This window comes from Serratia sp. Ae19-1, assembly GCF_059801225.1.
Window position 1 is genome coordinate 447,959 of record NZ_JBCHWD010000004.1, and the last position, 17,847, is coordinate 465,805.

Sequence of the window (17,847 nt, forward strand, 5' to 3'; positions counted from 1 at the left end):
AGGCGGAAATAATCATAACGATTTGTATTAGCGCGGTATTAATGAGAAAGATAAGCGTATCGGTGGGCTAATGACTCGTCTTTATAGGCATGGTATCGCCGGTTAGATCAGAATTATCGAGGATTAAAAAACCTAATCCTTGCCTCATCATCCCGCTGGGAACGTGCTAAGGTGTGAACGGACAGCCGAAAGGAGTGACCCGATGCCAACCCATTTCCTTATGCGCGCCTTGCGCCGCGCCAGCCTGACAGGAGTCGTTATGAGCGTATTGTGCAGCAGTGCCCTGGGCAGTTCACTGCCGTTGTTGGAACCCGCCGCGCTGAAGGGCGACTGGCAGCTCGCCGCCATCGGCGACGGTAAAACCGTCTGCGAGGTGCAGCTGAGCGACGAAGCGGTAGCCAACACCAACGCTTTCCGCTTCACCGCCTCCGCCCAGTGCCTGCAGCCGTTAGCACTGCACGCGCTGCCGGTCGCCTGGCGGCCGACGCCGGACGGCATGACGCTGACCGACGCCGAAGGGAGCATGGTGGCGTTTCTGGCCCTGACCGCGCCGAAGCGCTATGAGCTGATCGACCGCAACGGCCCTTCGCGCTTTGTGCTGATCCCGCGCTAATCCCTCAGGCGAACAGCAAGCCGAGCAGCGCGCCGCCCGCCAGCACCCACAGCGGATGAAGGCGCTTGCTCATGCTCAATCCCGTCGCCAGCGCCACGATCGCCGCCAACCGCCAATTGGGCGCGGAAGCCTCGGCGATCAAAAGGCCGCTGGCCGCCACCAACCCCACGGTGAGCGGCACCAGCCCGGCCTGCACGATGCGGCGCCACGGGCGATCCTTAAAGCGCCGCCAGGCGCCCATCACCAGCAGCGTGACGATGGAAGACGGCCCAAACTTGGCGACCGAAGACACCAGCAGCCCCGCCCAGCCGGCGACGTGCCAGCCGACCAGCGGCACGATCATCATGTTCGGCCCCGGCGCGGCCTGCGCCATGGCGAACAGCGCACTGAACTCCTGGGCGCTCATCCACTGATGCACTTCCACCACCTGCCGCTGCATCTCCGGCAGAATGGTCATGCCACCGCCGAACGCCAGCAGAGAGAGCTCGGTGAAGATCAGCGCCAGCGCAATCAACACCCCGCTCATGACGGCCACCGCCACATCAGCAGAATGCTCAGCGGCGCCAGCACCAGCATGGTCGGCAGCAGCGGCAGGCGCAGCCAGGCGATGGCGATCAAGGCCAGCGCCACAATCGCCAGCGCCGCCCACTTGCCGCGCAGCGGCAGCAGCATCTTAATCCCGGTCGAGAGCAGTAACCCGGCGGCGGCGGCGGCCAGACCGGCGAACACATGTTGCACGTGGGGATCGTTCTGGAAGCGGGCGTAGACCACACCCAGCCCCACCACGATCGCCGTCGGCGCGCTGATCAGGCCCAGCAAGGCGCACAGCGCACCGCGTAGCCCGCGAAACTCCATCCCCACCGCCACCGACAGGTTGATCACATTACCGCCGGGCAGAAACTGGCACAGCCCGAGCAGCTCGGTGAACTGTTCGCCGCTCAGCCAGCGCCGGCGCTCCACCAACATGCTGCGCGCCAGCGGCAACACGCCGCCGAAGCCGATCAGCCCCAGCCACAGAAAGCCTAAAAACAGCTCCGCGTTGCCCGGCGCTGCCGCCGGGTGCGGTTTTAACGTATTGATATCTGACATGACATTGCCGTTCCACATCGCTTGTTTTGATGTCTGGTATCATGCGCGCCGCCGTGCCATGATGTCTAATGCATTCCAGAACAACTAAAGATACCTTTGAGGTATGGATATGATCGAACTGCGTCGCCTGCGGGCGTTCGTCACCGTGGTGGAAGAAGGCAACATCACTCGCGCCGCCGAGCGGCTGTTTATCCAGCAGCCGCCGCTCACCCGCCTGTTGCAGGGGCTGGAAGACGAACTGGGCGTGAAATTGTTGCAGCGCCTGCCGCGCGGCGTGCGCGTCACCGAAGCGGGCGGCGTGTTGTTCGAGGAAGCCCGCGCCCTGCTGGCGCGCGCCGAGCGCCTGCGCGAAGCGGTCCAGCGTGCCGCCCGTGGCGAGCAGGGCCACATCGCCATCGGTTTCACCAGCTCCGCCGCGCTGCACCCGTTCGTGCCCAATCTGCTACGCCGTTACCGCGACATTCTGCCGGGCATCACCACCCAACTGGAAGAGGCCGGCAGCGGCGAGCTGATGGAGGCGTTGCTGGAACAACGCCTCGACGCTGCCTTCGTGCGCTCGCCGGCCAGCGGCATTCCCGGCCTGAGCGTGGAACCGGTGCTCAGCGAACCGATGATCGTCGCCCTGCCGCTGGGCCACCGGCTAGCGCAAGAGACGCAGCAGCCGCTGCCGCTGGCCGAACTGGCCCACGAGGCCTTTATTCTCTATCGCCGCCCGGCCGGCCAGGGGCTGTACGACGCCATCCTGGCCGCCTGTCACCGCGCCGGCTTCAGCCCGCGCATCGTGCAGGAAGCGCCGCGCCTGCCGGCAACCCTCAGCCTGGTCGGCGCCGGGCTGGGGCTGTCAATCGTGCCCGGCTCGATGCGGCGGCTGGGCGGCGACGGCATCGTCTACCGCCCCCTCGCCGAAGAAGCGCAGCTCAGCGCCCCGCTTTACCTGGCGCTGCGCCGCAGCCCGGCTTCGCCTATCGTCGAGCGCTTTCGTCAGCTGGTGCTAGAGACCGTGGGGCAGTCATAACAAATAGCCCGAACGGCCAATAAAAAATGACGTTCGTTTATTATCTATTTAAACCTATCGGCGATTAAATTTAATTCCTATTAATGACTATTCAACTTCCGATGAATTAATTAAACCCGCACTCACTTAGTAACAAACGCAAACAAATAAGCGCCTACCTAATAAACGCCAGCCGCTAGGATTTAAGGGTCACAGCAAAATCCCGCCGATGACAAAAACCATTTCAATGGCGATCGCGCCTTCCCTGTCGCCTGCCTCTGCAGGCGCACGGTTTTATATTGGAGAAAAAGCTATGCTATCGCGTCGTGATATATTGAAAGTCTCCGCCGTCAGTGCGGCCGCCGCCGGCATGATCGGCGGCATCGCCAAAAATGCCGCTGCCGACGACCATCGCAATATCGTGCCCCCCAGCAGCTACCAGCCACCTGCCGATGCCCAGCATCTCTATAAATACAAATTCACCGACAGCAAAAAACGCAGCCTGCCCAGCGGCTGGGCGCGCGAAGCCACCGTCGAGCAGTTTCCGATCTCCGAGGGCGTGGCCGGCGTCGACATGACGCTGGAGCCGGGCGGCGTGCGCGAACTGCACTGGCATGCCATCGCCGCCGAATGGGCGTTCATGCTGGAAGGCCATGCGCGCATCACCATCCTCGATCCTGAAGGAAAATGTGAGGTGGCAGATTTCGGCCCCGGCGACGTCTGGTATTTCCCGAAAGGCTACGGCCATTCCATTCAGGCGTTGGCGGACGGTGCGCATTTTATTCTGGCGTTCGATAACGGGCACTTCTCCGAATTCGGCACCTTCAGCATCACCGATTGGGTGGCGCATATGCCGAAAGAGGTATTGGAAAAAAGCGTCGACATGCCGGCGGCGGTATTTTCCAAGGCCAAACAGGGCGAGGCTTATATTGTCGGCGGCGCCGTTCCGCCCGCCTTGCCATTACCGAAAAACGACGGCGGATTAAATAACGCTCCTCTGACCCACCGCTATGAATTAATGAAGCAAAAACCGTTCTTTGAAAATGACGCCGGCAGCGTGCATTTGGTGTCGTCGAAAGAATTCCCCATCTCCACCACCATGACCGGCATCATCGAGATCGTGAAACCCGGCGCGATCCGGGAATTGCACTGGCACCCCAATGCCAACGAATGGCAATACTATATTTCCGGCAAGGGCCGCATGACGGTGTTCAGCTCGCACGGCCACGCGCAGACGGAAGAGTACGCGCCTTCAGACGTCGGCTACGTTCCGCAGGGCTTCGGCCATTACATCGAGAACATCGGCGATGAGGATTTGAAGGTATTGATCGTGATGGACAACGGTATCTATCAGGACATTTCGTTGTCCGACTGGCTGGCGAAAACCCCGGCCTACCTGCTGGCGGACAACTTCAATAACCAGGTTGAAGACTGGCAGGAACGGCCGAAAGACAAACGGGTGATGTCGCGGCGCAGCCGCTGACGCCACGGCGAGGGAGAAACCTCCCTCGCCCTCCGGCCCGCCGCTTACAGCGTCGCTTTAAAGAACGGCACCAGCTTCTCCAGCGCCTGAGCTACCGGCTCCGGTTTGTCGTAGAGATCGTAATGTGACCAGCCTTCTACCACCACCAGCTCTTTGTGCTGCGACTTGGCGCGGCGCACAATCTCATAGCCGTCGCGCAGCGCGCCGAACAGGCCGGGTTTGCTGCCGACAATCACCAACAGCGGCTGGGTCAGCAGCACTTCCGCTAGGTGGAACGCGTCCCAGCCCACGGCTACCGCGTTATGGGAATACAGCGTCTTGTTTACGCCGTTCGGCTTCTCGCCGCGCGCCGTACGGTAGTATTCCGTCGCCTCGCGCAGATCGATATCGGCGCCGTCTTGTTGCGCCGCCTCAACGCTCGGGTACAGGCCCACATCCACACGCAACGCCACGCCGCGCGCCTCTGCGGTGCGCTGCCGGGCAATATCCTCCAGGAAAGCCACAGGATCGCCATTGGCCAACACGCCCTCGCGCATCACCCGGCCATAGTTGGCGCCGGTAATGGTCGCCACCGCTTTGATGCGCCGCTCGGTCATCGAAGCATTGATGGCGTAACCGCCGCCGCCGCAGATGCCGAGCACGCCGATACGCTGGTCGTCAACGTAGTCCAGCGTCACCAGATAATCGGTCACGACGCGAAAATCTTCCACGCGCTGGGCGGGATCTTCGATAAAGCGCGGTTCGCCGCCGCTCTCGCCCTGGAAGCTGGCGTCGAACGCGATGACCACAAAGCCGGCTTTCGCCAGCGCCGCCCCATAGACAGTGCCCGAAGTCTGCTCTTTACAGCTGCCAATTGGATGGGCGCTGATGATCGCCGGGTACTTTTTCCGCTCGTCGAAATCCGGCGGGAAGTGGATATCCGCCGCGATGTCCCAATACTGACGTTTGATTTTGACCGTTTTCATCATGAGTTCCTCACAGGGTTGCTGGCTCGGGAAACGCACTCGGCATCGCTTCCGCTGGGATAACGCTCACTTTATACGCCGTATTGTTCTTTGATAAGCCCAGAGAATGGACTACAGTGTTAAGCTGTAATTTACAATACGGGCATCTCGATGGATCCTTCCTTGCTTCCTTCACTGGCGTGGTTCGCGCATATCGCGCAGCACCGCAGCTTTACCAAAGCGGCGGCCCAAATGGGCGTTTCCCGCGCCGCGCTGTCGCAAAACCTGAAGGCGTTGGAAAAACAGCTGAACGTCAAGCTGCTCTACCGCACCACCCGCGATATGTCGCTCACCGAGGAAGGGCAACGCCTGCTGGAAGCCCTGACGCCCGCCCTCAGCACGATCGAGCACGCCGTCGGCACGTTGGAAGAGAGCCGCCATGAACCGGCGGGGCTGCTGCGGATAAACACTTCGCGCACAGCCGCCAAGCACTTTATCGAACCGCATATCGGCGAATTCCTGATGCGCTACCCCAGGCTGAAGCTTGAACTGGTGATGGACGACGGCATGGCCAGCATCATTTCCGAAGGTTACGACGCCGGCATTCGGCTGGGTGAAAGCCTCGCCGAGCATATGGTGGCGATCCCCATCACGCCACAGGTGGCGCTGGCGGCGGTGGCCACGCCGCAGTACCTCAGCCGTTACGGCACGCCCGCCACGCCGGCGGATCTGGTCAACCACAACTGTATCGCTTTTCGCCACGCAACCAGCGGCGCCATTTATCAATGGGAGTTTTCCACCGTCGAGCGGCACGCGCGCCATACCTTTTCCGTCGAACCGAAAGGCAGCGTGATCACCAACGACGACGACGGCATGATCCGCGCCGCATTACAGCACGTCGGCATTATTCAGCACTTTGATTTCGCCGTGAAAGCGATGGTGGAACGCGGTGAGTTGGTGCGGATACTGCAGGCCTGGTCGCAGCCCTTCCCCGGCTTCTATCTGTACATTCCCTCCCGTGAGCACATGTCTTCCAAGGTCAGGGCGCTGCTGGACTTTCTGGTCGAGAAGCGCGCAGGCTAATCCGGCCCGCGCGCCTTTTCGCTACTGCTTGCGCTGCTCCGCTACCTGCTTGGCGGTGACTTTGCCCTGCTTATCGCCGAAGTGGCCGACCACGAAGTTGGCGACCGCCGCCACTTCCTCGTCGGAATAGGCGCTGCCGAACGCCGGCATCATTTCATGCCGATCGCCGATGCTGATGCTCGTCCCCTTCAGGATGGCCTGCACCACGCTGCGCCCCTGCGGATCGTTCACCGCCGTGCTGCCCACCAGCGAAGCGTACTCGCTCTGGCGGCCCGGCCCGTTCCACTGGTGGCAGCCGCTGCAGTCGTTGGCGAACAGCCGCCGCCCGAGCGAACTGTCTTGCCCGCCCGGCAGGATCGGGGTGGATGCCGCCGCGCCCTTCGGCTGCAGGTTCACCGCCGCCGCGCCGTCGCCGGCGATCGGCTCGATATCGCGCAGGTATTTCACCAGCGCCAGATTATCTTCCGGCGTCAGGAACTGCAGGCTGTTTTCCACCGCTTCCGCCATCGGGCCGGCGGCGCTGCTGCGCCCCGGCGCATGACCGGTGGCCAGATACTGCGACAGCTGCTGGTCGCTCCAGCTGCCGATGCCGGTCTGTTTGTCCGGCGTGATGTTGGCGGCGAACCACCCCTGCACCACTTCACCGCTCAGGTGCTTGCTCTGGTTAAGGCCGAACCCCAGATTGCGCGGCGTATGACACTCGCCGCAGTGGCCGAGCGCCGTCGCCAGATAGGCGCCGCGATTCCACTGTTCATCCTTGTTGAGATCCGGCGCGAAGCGCTGCTCCCGGAAGAACGCCAGGTTCCAGAATTTCATGCCCCAACGCTGGTTGAACGGGAACGACAGATCGTTTTGCGGGTTGGCCTGTTTCACCGGCGGCAGACTGAACAGATAATCCTTGATCGCCAGCACGTCGTCGCGGCTCAGCCCGGTGTACGAGGTGTACGGCATCGCCGGATACAGGTTGCCCTGCGGACCGATGCCCTCACGTACCGCGCGCACGAACTGATCGTCGCTCCAGTTGCCGATGCCGGTCTCCTTGTCGGCGGTGATGTTGGTGCCGTAAATGGTGCCGAACGGCAGTTTAAAGACGAAGCCGCCCGCATAAGGCGCGCCGCCCGGCGCGGTATGGCACGCCACGCAGTCGGCGGCGCGCGCCAGGTACTCGCCGCGCGCCAGCTTATCGGTGATGCCGGCCGGCGCCCCGGCGATCGGCGCCGCGGGTTCCGCGCCGGTTGGCCGCAGTTGCGTGTACAGCGCGTACCCTCCCGCCAGTACCGCCACGGCGATAATCAGCCATAACAGCCCTTTCAAGGCGTTGCTCATCGCATCTCTCCCTAACCCAATGCCTTGGCGGCCTGGTGGATGGCGGCGCGAATGCGCACATAGGTGGCGCAGCGGCAGACGTTGCCGCCCATCGCCGCATCGATGTCCGCATCACTTGGATTTTTACTTTGCGCCAACAGCGCGCTGGCGCTCATGATCTGGCCGGACTGGCAGTAACCGCACTGCACCACGTCCAGGTCGAGCCAGGCTTCCTGCACCGCTTTGCCCTCCGGCGTGGCGCCCACGGCTTCGATGGTGGTGATTTTCTTGCCGACGGCGGCGGAGACCGGCGTCATGCACGATCGCACCGGCACGCCGTCCAGATGCACGGTGCAGGCACCGCACATGGCGATGCCGCAGCCGAACTTGGTGCCGGTCAGGCCGGCTTCGTCACGCAAGAACCACAGCAGGGGCATGTGCGGGTCACCCTCAAAGGTCAGCGGCTGCTCGTTTACGGTTAATTGCATCATCAGGTTCTCTCCTTGTCAGACGCCGGATTCGCGGTGGGATTATGCAGCGGCAGGTTCAGCGAGCTGCGCGGCCGCCCGAGCAGCGCCAGCGCGTTGCCGACCGCCGGAGCGATGGTCGGCACCCCCAGTTCGCCTATGCCGGTCGGTTTCTCGCTCGAGGGCACGATGATCACCTCGATCTCCGGCATCTCATCGATGCGCAGCGGGCGGTAATTATTAAAGTTGGACTGTTCAACCACGCCATCTTTCAGCGTAATGTTGCCGTATAGCGCCATGCTGAGGCCGTAGCCGATGCCACCTTCGATCTGCGCGCGGATCACGTCGGGATTCACCGCCACGCCGCAGTCCACCGCGCACCACACCTTGTGCACTTTCGGAATGCCGCCCTCGCCGATCGACACCTCGGCCACCTGCGCCACATAGGTATCGAACGCCTTGGCGACGCCCACGCCGCGCGCGCGTCCGTCCACCACTTTGGCACCCTGCCAGCCGGCGGCTTTGGCCACCGCCCGCAGCACACCCGCCGCACGCGGCGCCTCGCCCATCAACGCCAGCCGCCCTTCAACCGGATCCTGCCCGGTCTCCTGCAGCAATTGATCGATAAAGCTCTCCACCGCGTGGCCGGTGTGGGTGCTGGCGACCGATCGCAGTGAGGTGGTCGGCACCTTGCCGGGCACGATGTGCGCATCGCAGCGGAAGGCTTCGAAGGTATAAGGCACCTCGCTGGCACCCTCGACCATCATCTGATCGAGGCCGTTGACCACCAGCGCATCCATCGCGCTGTGGCGCGTCCAGGAATGGCCGACCACGGTATCGGTCCACCCCACCACCTTGCCACCACGGATGGCGCCGCGCAGGCGGTGCAGGATCATCGGACGATACCAACCATTGCGGATGTCGTCCTCGCGCGTCCACACCACCTTCACACCGTGGCCGGGGCCGATGCCCTTGGCGGCAGCCGCCATGTCGGCCGCCAGGTCCGGCCCCAGCGTCGGGTTACCCAGATCGATGCGCCGCCCAAAGCTGCCGCCCGCCAGAATAGTGTCAATCTGCACCTTGTCCGGCGGCAGTTCGAACAGATCGCACAGCTGCTTGTGATCGAGCGTTTGGATTTGGCAGCCATAGCGCGCCTTGACGCTTTCGCCATCCCAGAATAGGTAACCGTCCAACGGCTCCATCGGGGCGTGGGCGACGTACGGGAAGGTGTATTCGGCCTCAATAACCTTGTCGGCCTTGTCGAACACCTCGTCCGGCTTACCGAGACTCTTCGCCACCACGCCGGTTTTCTGCGCCACCTGACGGAATTCGGCGTAAATCTCTTCGGTGTTGCGCCATTCGGCCTGCGCGTCGTCCCAGGTTACCCGCAGCCGCTCCCGTCCCTGGATCGCCGCCCAGGTATTTTTGGCGTAAACCGCCACGCCGGTGGCGATCTGCTTCACCGCCACCACTCCCGGCACCGCCAACGCGCGCTCGGCGTCGAAGGTCGCCACCTTGCCGCCGAAACGCGGCGGCTTCTTGATGGTGACGGTCAGCATGTCCGGCTCGTGGATATCCTGCGAGAACTGCGCGCTGCCGTTGGTTTTCGCCAGCGAATCGACGCGGTGCAGGCCGCGCGTTTTGCCAATCAGGGTGAAATGGGCCGGATCCTTCAGCGTCAGGCTGGCGGGATCGGGCGGCGGCAGCGTGGCGGCCAACGCGGCGAACTCGCCAAAACCCGCTTCTCGCCCGCTGGCGGCGTGGCGAATCTTGCCCGCCTGCACGGTGATTTCCTGCGCCGAGGTTTTCCAACTCTGCGCGGCGGCCTGCACCAACAGCGCACGCGCCATGGCGCCCATGCGCCGCATCTGCTCATAGGCATTGGCGACCGAGCTGGATCCACCGGTGCCCTGGAATCCGAACGCCAGGTTCTTGTAGACGGAGGTGTCCACCGGCGCGGCCACGACCCGCACCTGCGCCCAGTCGGCATCGAGCTCTTCGGCGACCAGCGTCGCCATGCCGGTATAGACCCCCTGGCCCACTTCGGTGTGTTTACTGATCACGGTGACGATGCCGTCGGCGCCGATCTGGACGAAGGCGTTGGCGTCAAACGCCGCCGCGCCGGAGGCGGCCGGGGCGTTCGAGCGCGCCAGCGCGCCGGTGGACGGCAGATAAGCGCCGATCACCAACGCCCCGGCGCCGACGATGAACCGCCGCCGCGAAAGCGGAACTTGGGATATGCTCATTGCTCATGACTCCAAAAAAACCGAAGGCGTCACTGCCTTCGGCGAAACAAATCTTGTTATGGGAATGGCTTGCCGCGCCGGTCAGGTGATATAGCGCAGCAGAGCAATAATTAGCGTAGCCTATTATTCAGTAGGCTTAATGTTGAAAAGGGATTTTCTATTGGAGAATCGTGCGGTGCGGGCCGGCAACGCCCGACCGTCGCGCGGACAAAATTTTGCATTCATTTGTGCTATAAATGAGGCACTTCCAACCGCAACGAGTCTTACCGCTATGTCGGAACACAAAAAATTTCGCTTGTATCGCCCGCTGAAAGGCCTGACTCACACCTTTGGCGATCAGTGGTTTGCCCTGAAAGCCGAGGCGTTCGCCCGTTTCTTCGGCACCCCGACGTTTTTGGTGGGGCAAACGGTGGTGGTCGGCGTATGGATCTATCTCAACCTGGCGGGCTTCACCAAATTTGACCCTTATCCGTTTATTTTGCTGAACCTGGCGTTCAGCCTGCAGGCCGCCTACGCCGCGCCGCTGATCCTGCTGGCGCAAACCCGTCAGGCCGAGCGCGATCAGGCGCACGCCCTGGCCGATGCCCAGCACCGGGAGGATTTGGATGAGGCGATGGCGCAGCGGCAAACCCTGGTCGAACGGCAATCCGAACAGCTGCTCGAGCTGTTGAAACAAAACACCGAGCTCACCGCCCTGACCAAGCAGATGGCCGAACGCATCGAGCACCTCACTATCCAGTTAACCCAACGCGACCGGCAGTAATGACCGGGATGCTCAGCTCTGCGTCGTTGCCAGATAGGAAAATACGCTGAGCAGGCTGATTTGCGCCGCCATGTTGTCGCTGTCGAAGACCACGGTGAGCGCGTCCTGGCGTTGCACGCCGGGCACCAGACTGAACAGATCCGCCAGCACCGGTTTGGCCGCCATCAGCGTCAACCGATAAGGCGGCATGAAGCGGCGTTCCACGGGCAGCCTGGCACCCTGTCGCACCTGCTGCATCGCGCGTTCGCGGATCTCGGCGCGCGCCCGTTGCGGGCTGAGCGATTCGGCGGCGGTTTGCGAGATGGCGCGCTTCACGCAGACATAGCCGGCTTGCGGATAGCGTTCGGCGATCCAGCCTTGCAGCTCGTCGTCGCCGCTCACCAGCCACAGCGGCACGTTCAACTCGGCCGCCGCCGCCGCATACAGATCGCTTTCGCCCACCACGTCGCCGTTCAGGCTGACGCGATAAAAGGCCCGGCCGTTGATGGTGTGCGCCAGCACGCCGCGCTCGCCGGCGGCGCTGTGATAACCGATAAACATCAGGCCGTCGTAACGCTGATGCTGCAGCCCTTCCACCATCGACAGCCCACGCGGCTTGCCCTGCACCAGTCGTGCCCGCGCATCGATGCGATCGGCGCGCAGGTTCTGCATCATGGCGTGGCTGTCGGCCACCGTCACCTCGGTGGCGCCGCCGGCGAAAGCGCCGTCGATGGCGGCGTTGACTTCCTGCTCCATCAGCTCGCGCGCCGCCGCATAGTCGGCATGGGCCGGGTTACATTGCTCCGGCCGCATTACGCCGGCTATCCCCTCGATATCTGCAGAGATAAAGACCTTCACATCGGGCTCCCGTAAGTTAATTTGCCGCCGCCAGCCGATCGAGCAGCGGGCCCAGCGCCACGCGCGCATGTTGCTGGAAACCGCTGACGCCTTCCGCGCTCAGCAAGGCATCCAGCACCGCGTATTCGGTGGCGTCCGCCGCCGCCGCAAACAGCGGCTCCAGCCGTTCGTCCGGCAACGTCGCCCCCAACAGCCGAGTGGAGAACGCCAGCGCGATGTCGCCGGAGCCGTGCCCCCAATGGCTGCCTACCCGCCCCAAACCGGCGCCCGCTCGGCGGGCGATACGGTTCAGTTGACGGCTGTCCAGCGCCCGATCGCAGGCGATGATGATGATGACCGAACCGGCGTCTACCTGCGGCGGCGGATCCGCCAACAGTTTGCCCAGCGCCGGACCTACGCGCACGCCGCTCAGCGTCAGCGAGTCGAGGGTGCCGAAGTTGGCCAGCACCAGCACGCCCAGCATGGTGCCTAACCCCGGGCAATAGCGCGAGGCGGTGCCGATGCCGCCCTTCAGGCCGAAGCTGCTCATGCCGCGCCCGGCGCCGACGCTGCCGCGCGCAAAGCGGGTGGAGTGATTATCCAGCGCGCTGAAGACGTGTTCCTCCCGCACCGCCATCGCCTGAATATCGTTGAGGTAGCCGTCGTTGCACTCCAGCACCAGCGGATTAATGGTGGCGCTGCCGCGGCCGATCTGCGGATAGCGCAAACAGCTGCGCCGCACCATGGCGTTAAACAGCGTGCCGACGGCGAAGGTATTGCTCAGCAGAATAGGCGTCTGCAACTCCCCCAGCTCATTCAATTGCACCAATCCCAGCGGCTTGGCGAAACCGTTGAGCACCGCACTGCCGCACGGCAGCGGTTGGTTGAACAGATCGCCCGGCGGCACGATGGCGGTGACGCCGGTCTGGCATTCGCCGTCGGCCAGCGTGTGATGCCCGACGCTGACGCCCGGCACGTCGCACAGGCTGTCGGTCGGGCCGGCCGGGTAACGCGCGCCCGGCAGGCGGCGATGACGCCGCCAATAGCTCAGCAGATTGTCGAGGCTTTGTTGTTCAAACACCTGGCTGTCCGTCATGGTTCCCTCGTCCGCCGTTAGCCCATCAGGAAACCAGAATATCGCGCAATGCGCCGCGCCGTAAATTGAAAGCGGAAGCGAGCAGCAAAAATAGCCTTGCCCCATCGCCACTTATTGGGTTTTTGGGGAGAAAAGCAATGTAAATAGCCGGTGCCGCGGGTGATATCCCCCCTTATCCAAGATGTATAACCCGATCTGCCGACGCAATGGTCGTTTCACGGTGGGCAATGATCAGCTTAGTGATATTGAGTCTCTTAATTGCCTGATTCACGGCAGCTTCGCTCTCCTTATCCAGCGCACTGGTGGCCTCATCCAGGAACAAAATAGCCGGCTTCTTGTAGATTGCCCGGGCTATGAATAGACGCTGTTTTTGCCCGCCGGACAAACCTTCCCCCAGTTCGCCGATCGGGGTTTCATACCCCATCGGCATGCGCATGATCACCTCATGCAGATAGCTGGCACGGGCACAGGCTTCCATCCAGGCATCATCCATCTCGTCCGCGAACCCGCAGATATTTTCCCGGATCGAGCCGGAGAACAGTTTGTCGTCCTGCATCACGCAGGCAATCATTTTGTGGTAGTTGTTGATGCCGAGCTGCCGGATATCGACGCCGTTCACCTCAACCCGCCCTGAATCTGGGGGAAACAGCCCGCACAGTACCTTCATCAGCGTGGTCTTCCCTGCCCCGGACGGACCCACAATGGCCACGCTTTCGCCCGGCGCAACGCTGATGTCCAGGCCATCAAAGATAGCCGGTGACTGGCTGTCGTAACGATAGCTCAGGGCATGGGTCGTCAATCCCAAAGGTTGCAGGCCCGCCGTGTAAGGGTGATCGGGTTTACGCTCCTCCCGCGGATGCAGGGCGATATCGGCAATGCGTTCGTTATGCAGGCTCATCATGCGCAGTTGCAGCAAAAACTCCGTCAGCGACCCGATGCGGTCGGAGAACTGCCCCCGAAAGGCGCCGAACGCCACGAACATGCCGAGGGTCATCTGGTTATCGATCACCAGGCTGGTGCCCAGCCACAGTATGACGATCTGGTCACACGCCGCTATGAAGGTGTTGATCCCGCCAAACAGCATGTCCATTCGGGTGACGCGGATCCCCGTGTTGATGGTGTCGATTTCAAGGTTTAGCCAGTGAGCGATGCGGCGTTCTGCCATGCCCTGCATTTTGACGGTAGCGATACCGTACAGCGTTTCCATAAAATACGAGCCGGCCCGAGCCTCTCTAACCAGGGCCTCCTCAGACAGCTGACGGTAATAGCCGTAGGTCAGCAGTCGCATCAACACATAAAGCGCGGTGAAAGTGAGCACTACCCAGGTCAGCCAGCCGCCATACAGCGCCATCATCACCAGCACGCCAATCACCATGATGCTATCCATGATGGCGCCGACGATACTGGTGGTGAAAGTGCTGCGCAGCGTATCCAGTGAACCGAAGCGTGACTGAATGTCACCCAGCTTACGCCGTTCAAAGTAACCGAGCGGCAGGCGCAGCAGGTGAGTAAACAGACCGGATTGCCACTGAACGTTGATAAGCGTCGACATAACCAGTCCGGACCACGCCCGCACCATGCCGATGGCAGCCCGCAACAAGATAAACAGCATCAATCCGGCGCAGATGAGCGACAGTAACCCGCGATCTCCGGCAGGAATAGCGTGATCCATCACCAGCTGCGTGCTGATGGGCATCACCAGGTTGATGGTTTCGAACACCAGAGACAGGCAAAAGATTTTGCCGAGCGCCCCCTTGAGGCCATGCACGCTGCCAATCAGCGTGCGCAGGTGAATGCGGTGGCGAACGCTGTCGGCGGTAAAGGTGCTGCCGGGCCAGGCCTCAAGCGCTACGCCGGTGAAACTGTGCGACAGCTCCGCCAGGCTGACCGCCCGCCGCCCGCGCGCCGGATCGTGCAGCACTGCGCGGTGGCCTTTGACGCTGACCAGCACCACAAAATGGTTGAATTCCCAGTGCAGAATGCAGGGCAGTTTTAGCGCGCCAAGTTCGTCCAGCTCCAGCGACAAGGGGCGAGTGCTCAACCCCAGCTGTTCGGCGATACCGGTCAGCCCAACCAGCGTTGCACCGCGGGCCGACAGATTGAACTGCCGGCGCAGCGCGATCAGGTCGATGTTTTTGCCGTAATAACCGCAGATCATCGCCAAACAGGCCAGCCCGCATTCCGACGACTCGGTCTGGTGTACCATCGGAACCCGGTGGCGCAGCCGCAGATCCAGCTGGCTGACCCGTTGTTTGAATGTGCTCCTACTCATTGACTGGCCCCGTTGCGCTGTGTTTCATGTCGTAGAACGGCGACAGCATCCATTGATAAATCTTCCTTTTTTCCAGAAACAGGGTGCTTTGCGCTTTCATGCCGTTTTCCAGGCTCAGACGTTTACCGTCATAGGCAATGGCCTGTTTCTCCGGCATGACGATCACTTTGTAGTAAGGCACGGCGGCGGTCAGCGCCGCTTTGGGCGCCCCCTGATAGGTCAGCATTTCCTGCGGTGAGGCCGGAGCTTTGGAGATGACGGATACCGTACCGGCAAACTGGCCGAATTTTTCTGCCGGAAAGGCGTCATAGCGTACATTGACCTTGTCACCGGTGGCGATGTAGGGGATAGCGTCGTTGGGCACCCACAGCACCAGAGCATAGCGATCGATGTCGTGGGGGAGTACCTGCAGCAGACTGTCGCCGACGTTGACCATCTGGCCAACCGTGACGCTCAGCGAGTCAATGCGGCCGCCGGCCAGCGCGCGAACGATAATATCGCCAGTGGCATCGATGTTTTGCCGCTCCTTTTGCAGCTCGTAGCGCTGCAGCTCCATCTGGTAGATCTGGTTGTCAAACTCGGCGGCCTGGATATGGATCTGGCTTTCCAGCGCGGTGATCTGCAGCGCATTCTGTTCATTCTGGCCGGACAGGCCCAGCAGGTTGTTCTGCTGTTGGTAATACAGTGCCACCTGGTTGGTGAGCTGGTCCTTATTTATCAGTCCCTTGGTTTGATAGTGCCGGTAGTTCTCCATGTTTTCCTTCATGATGCGTATCCCTTCCTGAGCACGCCGGAGAATGTCAGTGGAGCGGGTGAACGCGGCAGTATATTGTGCCTTCTGTTTCTCCAGCATGGTAAGCGTGGCCTGCTTGCTGCTTTCCAGTCGGTTGATGATTTGCGCAATGCGTACCAGCTGGCCATCGATATCCCGCCGCTGGTTGTCGCTGATCACACCGCTACGGGTGCTTTTACTGACGTCAATCTGGTAAATGGGGGCGCCGGCGGCAATCACCTGCCCTTCGGTGACAAATTGCTTGACCACTATCCCCTGGACGGCGGAATAAACGTTGGCGGCGCGCGGATAAGTGCTGATCTCGCCGGTCACGTTGACCCGCCGGGTATAGGTACCGGCGATCGCGAAGGTGAGAAAGGCGATGAAGAAAAATAGGCAGAGCCCTGCCGTGAGCCAAAAGGGAATGCCGGGTAGCAGGAGCGCCCTGCCACGCCATTTCATTTTCTGATTCTCGATCGCTTCCTGGCGAAACATGAGCAGCGTCCCTTAGTGAAGTATAATGACAAAACTCACACGCTATTAGATTGGCAATAATCCATCGAAACTTAAACCACCTTGCATCCAAAGCTATTTTTTATTTTCTCCATGTGGAATAGACGGCATCAGGTGTATCTATGTTGTGTTGAAATAATGCAATTCCAAAATCAGAATTTTGCATGTACTCGGCTATAATATGTGGCTCAACTGAATATTCAATATTGAATACTTTATAAGCCAACCCCAATAAAACCTCGACAATCAATCCCGGACCAGTTAAGACCTGAGTCACACAATAGTCCCTTGTTGTTAACTCGGTTCTCCATGTTAAAAGTCTGGTCAGATAACACTTGGGCTTGTCATCAACGTAACAATCAAATATGCAATTGCTTTTTTCCAAAAAGCGATACCTTTTCTTCATGGTTCTAAGGATGATCCTTATCGCTTTTGATTTTTGATGAGAAGATATGAAATTATTAAAATAAACACCTTTAAATCTTCTGAGTGATCCTAACGCCAATAAATTTTTATGAACGTATGTTTCACCCAATGGCAGTATCATATCCAAAGAAAAACCATAGAGGTCCTGTTCGACAAGCTGTTTTATTTTTTCAAATTCAACAGCATCTACTCCTAACTCATTTTCATCGCAGCCGATCACTGCTGCAGGCCATAGCTCTTCTGAATTTGTCTTTTTTAAAAAACACACGGCCTTAAATAAGAGAAGCGAGTCGCTCTCGATAATGCCCTCCTCTTCTATATGCTTATTTAACCCATGATATATGTTATCAGTGTATGGGAGTGTATCAACATCGACATAAGTTCCACCATATTGGTAGATGATTAAAAGCCTGATTATGTCACTTGCACTGGCAAGATTACACCTTAATATAATCTCATAATAATAATATCTCATGAAATCATCGAAACCATTGCAAAAAAGCTCCGTTATACATTTTTTTGTAAAACCCCTACTTTCAAACCATACGTCTTCAATCGCTTTTGGCGGTTTCTGATAAGGAATTTTATTTTCGATTAAGAATGCAACAACCAGCTCATCAAAAGAAAAGCCCTCCATTACCTTTGGGCATATATAATTAAAGGCGTGATTTTTTATTTTCAATTCAACCTTAAATTTATTTTTTTTCGGCGTTGACGAAATCGTGTATGGCATTATTTAGCAAATGACACAGTGAAGCGTCTTTGTCATACCAAAAGAATACCTGCTTATCTTTATTCGTCTTTTTCCATATATCGACATAATGAGTATTTACTTCACTTAAGTCACCAATCCATATAAAGTGCAGGATATTTGGAACGGATGACTTTTCTATCTTTGATAAATCCACACCCAACATCTGATGACTCATTTAAATCACCACGCAAAATATAGTATAAATAACTTT

At 59.8% G+C, this 17,847-nt stretch carries 17 protein-coding genes; 5 read left to right on the forward strand and 12 right to left on the reverse strand.

The features are described 5' to 3' along the window. Window positions 1-259: 259 nt before the first annotated feature. Window positions 260-613 (forward strand): protease inhibitor Inh/omp19 family protein, encoded by a 354-nt coding sequence (locus tag AAIE04_RS14795; RefSeq protein ID WP_063919422.1) that lies wholly within the window; start codon window positions 260-262, stop codon window positions 611-613. Window positions 614-617: 4 nt separating this feature from the next. Here the strand turns inward: AAIE04_RS14795 and AAIE04_RS14800 are convergent, their stop codons facing one another. Together AAIE04_RS14800 and AAIE04_RS14805 are read right to left on the reverse strand one after the other, a co-directional pair. Beyond that, window positions 618-1,139 (reverse strand): chromate transporter, encoded by a 522-nt coding sequence (locus AAIE04_RS14800; protein ID WP_019456334.1) that lies wholly within the window; start codon window positions 1,137-1,139, stop codon window positions 618-620. Then, entirely contained in the window at window positions 1,136-1,702 is a 567-nt protein-coding gene (locus AAIE04_RS14805; RefSeq protein WP_025159734.1) for a chromate transporter, read from the reverse strand. Before AAIE04_RS14805 ends, AAIE04_RS14800 begins: the two co-directional genes overlap by 4 nt. Window positions 1,703-1,805: 103 nt before the next feature. Between AAIE04_RS14805 and AAIE04_RS14810 the strand changes: the two genes are divergently transcribed. Both AAIE04_RS14810 and AAIE04_RS14815 read left to right on the forward strand, forming a co-directional pair. Further along, window positions 1,806-2,717, forward strand: a complete 912-nt coding sequence (locus AAIE04_RS14810) for a LysR family transcriptional regulator (RefSeq protein ID WP_498577235.1) — start codon at window positions 1,806-1,808, stop codon at window positions 2,715-2,717. A 292-nt stretch (window positions 2,718-3,009) separates the two neighbouring features. After that, window positions 3,010-4,179, forward strand: coding sequence for a cupin domain-containing protein (locus AAIE04_RS14815; protein WP_075685849.1), 1,170 nt, complete (start codon window positions 3,010-3,012; stop codon window positions 4,177-4,179). Between the two features lie 44 nt (window positions 4,180-4,223). Here AAIE04_RS14815 and AAIE04_RS14820 read toward each other — a convergent pair whose 3' ends face one another. After that, window positions 4,224-5,144 carry an alpha/beta hydrolase gene (locus AAIE04_RS14820; RefSeq protein ID WP_498577236.1) on the reverse strand — a complete coding sequence of 307 codons (921 nt, stop codon included), beginning with the start codon at window positions 5,142-5,144 and terminating at the stop codon, window positions 4,224-4,226. Window positions 5,145-5,294: 150 nt separating this feature from the next. Here AAIE04_RS14820 and AAIE04_RS14825 point away from each other — a divergent pair, with 150 nt between their 5' ends. Continuing rightward, window positions 5,295-6,206, forward strand: coding sequence for a LysR family transcriptional regulator (locus AAIE04_RS14825; RefSeq protein ID WP_004940760.1), 912 nt, complete (start codon window positions 5,295-5,297; stop codon window positions 6,204-6,206). A 21-nt stretch (window positions 6,207-6,227) separates the two neighbouring features. Here the strand turns inward: AAIE04_RS14825 and AAIE04_RS14830 are convergent, their stop codons facing one another. Genes AAIE04_RS14830 through AAIE04_RS14840 form a run of 3 tightly spaced genes read right to left on the reverse strand, consistent with a single transcriptional unit; the run spans window position 6,228 to window position 10,224 of the window. Then, on the reverse strand, window positions 6,228-7,532 hold the full coding sequence (locus AAIE04_RS14830) for a c-type cytochrome (RefSeq protein WP_498577237.1): 1,305 nt from the start codon (window positions 7,530-7,532) through the stop codon (window positions 6,228-6,230). A gap of 11 nt (window positions 7,533-7,543) precedes the next feature. Beyond that, complete coding sequence (locus tag AAIE04_RS14835) at window positions 7,544-8,002, reverse strand: (2Fe-2S)-binding protein (RefSeq protein WP_063919409.1); 459 nt, start codon at window positions 8,000-8,002, stop codon at window positions 7,544-7,546. Further along, window positions 8,002-10,224 (reverse strand): xanthine dehydrogenase family protein molybdopterin-binding subunit, encoded by a 2,223-nt coding sequence (locus AAIE04_RS14840; RefSeq protein WP_498577238.1) that lies wholly within the window; start codon window positions 10,222-10,224, stop codon window positions 8,002-8,004. The genes AAIE04_RS14835 and AAIE04_RS14840 overlap by 1 nt, the downstream gene beginning before the upstream one ends. Window positions 10,225-10,495: 271 nt before the next feature. Here AAIE04_RS14840 and AAIE04_RS14845 point away from each other — a divergent pair, with 271 nt between their 5' ends. Next, complete coding sequence (locus AAIE04_RS14845; RefSeq protein ID WP_019456353.1) at window positions 10,496-10,987, forward strand: DUF1003 domain-containing protein; 492 nt, start codon at window positions 10,496-10,498, stop codon at window positions 10,985-10,987. A 12-nt stretch (window positions 10,988-10,999) separates the two neighbouring features. Here AAIE04_RS14845 and AAIE04_RS14850 read toward each other — a convergent pair whose 3' ends face one another. The 6 genes from AAIE04_RS14850 to AAIE04_RS14875 form a co-directional block, all read right to left on the reverse strand. After that, window positions 11,000-11,824, reverse strand: coding sequence for a M55 family metallopeptidase (locus AAIE04_RS14850; protein ID WP_025159731.1), 825 nt, complete (start codon window positions 11,822-11,824; stop codon window positions 11,000-11,002). 16 nt (window positions 11,825-11,840) lie between these two features. Continuing rightward, on the reverse strand, window positions 11,841-12,899 hold the full coding sequence (locus AAIE04_RS14855) for a P1 family peptidase (RefSeq protein ID WP_063919407.1): 1,059 nt from the start codon (window positions 12,897-12,899) through the stop codon (window positions 11,841-11,843). 172 nt (window positions 12,900-13,071) lie between these two features. Then, window positions 13,072-15,171: a peptidase domain-containing ABC transporter gene (locus AAIE04_RS14860; protein WP_498577239.1), complete on the reverse strand. Its 2,100-nt coding sequence runs from the start codon at window positions 15,169-15,171 to the stop codon at window positions 13,072-13,074. Further along, window positions 15,164-16,438, reverse strand: coding sequence for an HlyD family secretion protein (locus AAIE04_RS14865; RefSeq protein WP_498577240.1), 1,275 nt, complete (start codon window positions 16,436-16,438; stop codon window positions 15,164-15,166). The genes AAIE04_RS14860 and AAIE04_RS14865 overlap by 8 nt, the downstream gene beginning before the upstream one ends. A gap of 100 nt (window positions 16,439-16,538) precedes the next feature. Further along, entirely contained in the window at window positions 16,539-17,615 is a 1,077-nt protein-coding gene (locus AAIE04_RS14870) for a TcdA/TcdB catalytic glycosyltransferase domain-containing protein (RefSeq protein ID WP_498577241.1), read from the reverse strand. Beyond that, window positions 17,578-17,811 (reverse strand): TcdA/TcdB catalytic glycosyltransferase domain-containing protein, encoded by a 234-nt coding sequence (locus AAIE04_RS14875; RefSeq protein ID WP_498577242.1) that lies wholly within the window; start codon window positions 17,809-17,811, stop codon window positions 17,578-17,580. Before AAIE04_RS14875 ends, AAIE04_RS14870 begins: the two co-directional genes overlap by 38 nt. Window positions 17,812-17,847 lie beyond the last annotated feature (36 nt).